Origin of the sequence: Streptosporangium sp. NPDC002544, from assembly GCF_040295965.1 — a bacterium.
Lineage (GTDB): Bacteria > Actinomycetota > Actinomycetes > Streptosporangiales > Streptosporangiaceae > Streptosporangium.
Map to the genome: position 1 here is coordinate 1 of NZ_JBEOWJ010000083.1, position 4,656 is coordinate 4,656.

A 4,656-nucleotide genomic window follows, 5' to 3' on the forward strand; every position below is an offset into this window, starting at 1 on the left:
GGCGGTCACTGATCTGGCGGCTGCGGCGGTGGGGGGTCTGGTTCGTAGCGCGCAGTCGGAGAATCCGGGCCGGTTCGTCCTGGTCGACGTGGATGTGGCCGGCGGGCGCTCGGTCGCCCGCCGTGACGGCGGCGATGGTGTGGAGCTGGGCCGGTCGGTGCCGGTGGGCATGCAGGAGCAGCCTCCCGCGGACGCGTCTGCGGCGTCGGCCACGGTAGTGGCTTCGGTGCTGGCCTCGGTGCTGGCCTCGGGTGAGCCGCAGGTGGCGGTGCGTGGGGGTGAGATGTTGGTTCCGCGGCTGGCACGGGCGGCTGTGCGCGGTGCCGCCTCCGATGCCTCTGCGGATGTCACCGGTGACGGTTCGGGTGAGGTCGGTGGCCGGGTCTGGGATCCGGAGGGGACGGTGTTGATCACTGGTGGTACCGGTGGTCTGGGTGGGTTGTTCGCGCGGCATGTGGTGGCCGAGCGTGGGGTGCGGCGTCTGCTGCTGACCAGCCGCCGGGGGGCGGATGCTCCGGGCGCGGTGGAGTTGCAGGCCGAGCTGATCGCGCACGGCGCCGAGGTCGAGATCGTCGCCTGTGACATGTCCGATCGGGAGCAGGTGGCGGCGTTGCTGGCCGGGGTGGATGCCGATCATCCGCTGACGGCGGTCGTTCACACCGCTGGTGTGCTGGCCGACGGCACGATTCCGTCGTTGACGGCGGAGGGTCTGGATGCGGTGCTGCGTCCCAAGGTGGACGCCGCCTGGCATCTGCACGAGCTGACCCGGGGCCTGGATCTGGCCGGTTTCGTGGTGTTCTCCTCGTTCGCCGGGGTGATAGGCAACGCCGGGCAGGGCAATTACGCGGCGGCGAACACGTTCTTGGACGCGCTGGTTCAGTCGCGCCGTGCCGCGGGTCTTTCGGGCCTGTCGCTGGCCTGGGCGCTGTGGGCGCAGGAGACCGGGATGAGCAGCTCGTTGAGCGAGATCGATCTGCGGCGGATGGCGCGGGCCGGGATGCCGGCGTTGTCGGCCGAGCAGGGGCTGGCCGCGTTCGAGACGTGCCTCGCGTCGGATCGCCCGGTGGTGGCGGTGGCGCGACTGGATCTGTCGGTGCTGCGGGCGGCTCCCGAGGTGCCGCATCTGCTGCGGGGTCTGGTGCGCGCGGGCCGCCGCTCGGCCGTGTCCACGGCCGGCGGGGACGCGGAGTTGGTGCGGCGGCTGGCGGGGCTGGAGAAGGCCGAGCAGGTGCGGCTGGTGCTCGAGTTGGTGCGGGCGCAGGCGGCGGTGGTGCTGGGGCACGCGTCGGCGGAGACGGTCGAGGTGCGGCGGGAGTTCCGCGAGCTGGGCTTCGACTCCCTCACCGCGGTCGAGCTGCGCAACCGGCTGAACGCCGCCACCGGGCTGCGGCTGCCCGCCACCCTGGTGTTCGACTACCCGACCCCCGTGGTGCTGGCGGAGTTCCTGCTGGCCGAACTGCTGGGTCGGCAGGATCTGGCCACTGTGCCGGGTGTGGTGGCCGGGGCGAGGGCGGTGGTGGCGGACGATCCGGTGGTGATCGTGGGGATGAGCTGCCGGTTCCCCGGCGGGGTGGAGTCTCCGGAAGGTCTGTGGAGGTTGCTGTCCGAGGGTGAGGACGCGATCTCGCCGGTCCCGGCCGATCGGGGCTGGGATCTGGAGATGCTGTCCGGGATGGGCCTCGAGGTCCAGGGCGGCTTCCTGGCGGATGCGGTGGGATTCGACGCGGGGTTCTTCCGGATTTCGCCGCGTGAGGCGCTGGCGATGGATCCGCAGCAGCGGCTGTTGCTGGAGACGTCCTGGGAGGCGGTCGAGCGGGCCGGGATCGACCCGACCTCGCTGAAGGGCAGCTCGACCGGCGTTTTCATGGGTACCAGCGGCCAGGACTACGCGAGTCTGATCGTGAGTGTTCAGGCGGATGTGCAGGGTCATGGTGTCACGGGTCTGGCGGCCAGCGTGTTGTCGGGCCGGCTGTCCTACACGCTGGGTCTGGAGGGCCCGGCGGTGACGGTGGACACCGCCTGCTCGTCGTCGCTGGTGGCGATGCACATGGCCGCGCAGGCCCTGCGGTCGGGCGAGTGTGATCTGGTGCTGGCCGGTGGAGTGACCGTGATGACCACCTCGCTGGGGTTCATCGGTTTCAGTGCGCAGGGTGGGCTGTCGCCGGACGGCCGGTGCAAGGCGTTCGCCGACACCGCTGACGGCACCAGCTGGGGCGAGGGCGTCGGCGTGCTGGTGCTGGAGCGGTTGTCGGACGCGCGCCGCAACGGGCATGAGGTGCTGGCGGTGATGCGGGGTTCGGCGGTCAACCAGGACGGTGCGTCCAACGGGTTGAGCGCGCCGAACGGTCCGTCGCAGCAGCGGGTGATCCGCCAGGCTCTGGCCAGTGCCGGGCTGTCGCCGTCCGAGGTGGACGCGGTGGAGGCGCACGGCACGGGCACCCGGCTGGGTGACCCGATCGAGGCGCAGGCGTTGCTGGCCACCTACGGCCAGGAGCGAGATGAGGATCGGCCGCTGCTGCTGGGGTCGGTGAAGTCGAACATCGGTCACACTCAGGCGGCCGCCGGTGTGGCGGGTGTGATCAAGATGATCATGGCGATGCGGCACGGAGTGCTGCCCAAGACACTGCACGTGAACGAGCCGTCCTCGCATGTGGACTGGGCCTCGGGTGCGGTGGAGCTGCTGACCGAGGCGGCCGAGTGGCCGCGGAACGGTCGTCCGCGCCGGGCGGGTGTGTCGTCGTTCGGGATCAGCGGCACCAACGCGCACGTCATCCTGGAGCAGGGGCCGGTGGCCCCGCGGATCGAGGCCGGAACGGTGCCGCGGGACGAGGCACCGGCCGCGGACGTGCTGCCGGTGTTGGTGTCGGCCCGTACGGCGGAGGCGTTGCGGGCGCAGGCCGGGCGGCTGGCCTCGCACGTGGAGGGCCGCGGTGAGGTGGCGCTGGCCGATACCGCGTTCTCGCTGGCCACGATGCGGTCGGCGTTCGAGCATCGGGCGGTGGTGCTGGCCGGCGACCGTGATGGGGTGCTGGCCGGGCTGGGTGCGCTGGCCGAGGACCTGCCGGGTGCGGGTGTGGTGCGCGGGGTGGCGGCGGAGCCGAGACTCGCGGTGTTGTTCACCGGACAGGGCAGCCAGCGGGCGGGGATGGGCCGGGAGCTGTACGAGCGGTTCCCGGTGTTCGCCGAGGCGTTGGACGCGGTGATCGCCGAGCTCGACCCGCTGCTCGACGGGCAGTCGGGTGGGTCGTTGCGGGAGGTGCTGTTCGCCGAGCCGGGTACGGCCGAGGCGGAGGCGCTGGATCAGACGGGGTGGGCGCAGCCCGCGCTGTTCGCGGTGGAGACGGCGCTGTTCCGGCTGGTGTCTTCATGGGGGGTGCGGCCCGAAGTGCTGGCCGGACACTCGATCGGGGAGATCACCGCGGCCCATGTCGCCGGAGTGCTGTCGCTGGCCGACGCGTGCGCGCTGGTGGCGAGCCGGGCGCGGTTGATGCAGGCGCTGCCCGCCGGTGGGGCGATGGTGGCGGTGGCGGCCTCGGAGGAGGAGGTCGTCGGGCTGCTGGCCGGGCGTGAGGGTGAGGTGTCGGTCGCGGCGGTGAACGGTCCGTCCTCGGTGGTGATCTCCGGGGTGGAGGAGGCGGTGCTGGAGGTGGCCGCCGCTCTGGAGGAGCGGGAGGTCAGGACGCGGCGCTTGCGGGTGTCGCACGCCTTCCACTCGCCGTTGATGGACCCGATGCTGGAGGACTTCCGTAAGCTGGCTCACCGGCTGTCCTACAACCCGCCGCGGATCCCGGTGGTGTCCACCCTTACCGGGGAGCAGGCGACGGCCGAGCAGTTGTGCTCGCCGGACTACTGGGTGGAGCAGGTGCGTGGCGCGGTCCGCTTCGCCGACGGGGTCCGTGCTCTGCACGCGCAGGGCGTGCGGGCGTACCTTGAGCTGGGCCCTGACGGTGTGCTGACCGCCATGGCCGCCGGCACGCTCGAGGCGGACGTGCACGACGCCGACGTGGTGCTGGTATCGGCGCTGCGCAGGGATCGTGATGAGCACATGGCGGTGATGGCGGCGCTGGCCGAGCTGCATGTGCACGGGGTGCCGGTCGACTGGCAGGCGGTGCTGCCGGGTGGGCGCCGGGTCGATCTGCCGACCTACCCCTTCGAGCATCGGCGGTACTGGCCCGAGACATCCCGCCCCCGTATGGGGAACGTGGCGGCTGCGGGGCTCGCATCCACGGGGCACCCGCTGCTGGGTGCGGCGGTGGGCCTGGCGGACTCGGATGGGGTGTTGCTGACGGGTCGTCTGTCGCTCGCGTCGCATTCGTGGCTGGGCGATCACGTGGTGGCGGGTTCGGTGGTGGTGTCGGGCAGCGTGTTCGTGGAGCTGGTGGTGCGGGCGGCGGATCAGGTGGGCTGCGATGCGGTGGAGGAGCTCACCGTGGATGCGCCGCTGGTTCTCGGTGAGGGTGGCGCGGTGGCGGTGCAGGTGTGGGTCGGCGGGGCGCAGGAGTCGGGTCGCCGGACGGTGAGCGTGTACGCGCGCCCGGCCGAGGCCGATGATGGTCAGTCGTGGGTGCGGCACGCGACCGGTGTTATCAGCACGGGTGCTTCGCCTGCCGTGCCGTTCGATGTGGCGGTGTGGCCGCCGGCCGGGGCGTCCGTGAT

The 4,656-nt window shown here is 72.0% G+C and carries 1 protein-coding gene; it reads left to right on the forward strand.

What is annotated here, in order from left to right; genetic code table 11:
* Positions 1-4,656, forward strand: a 4,656-nt coding sequence (locus ABT061_RS48145; protein WP_502991645.1) for a type I polyketide synthase, incomplete at both ends; no start/stop codon positions are given.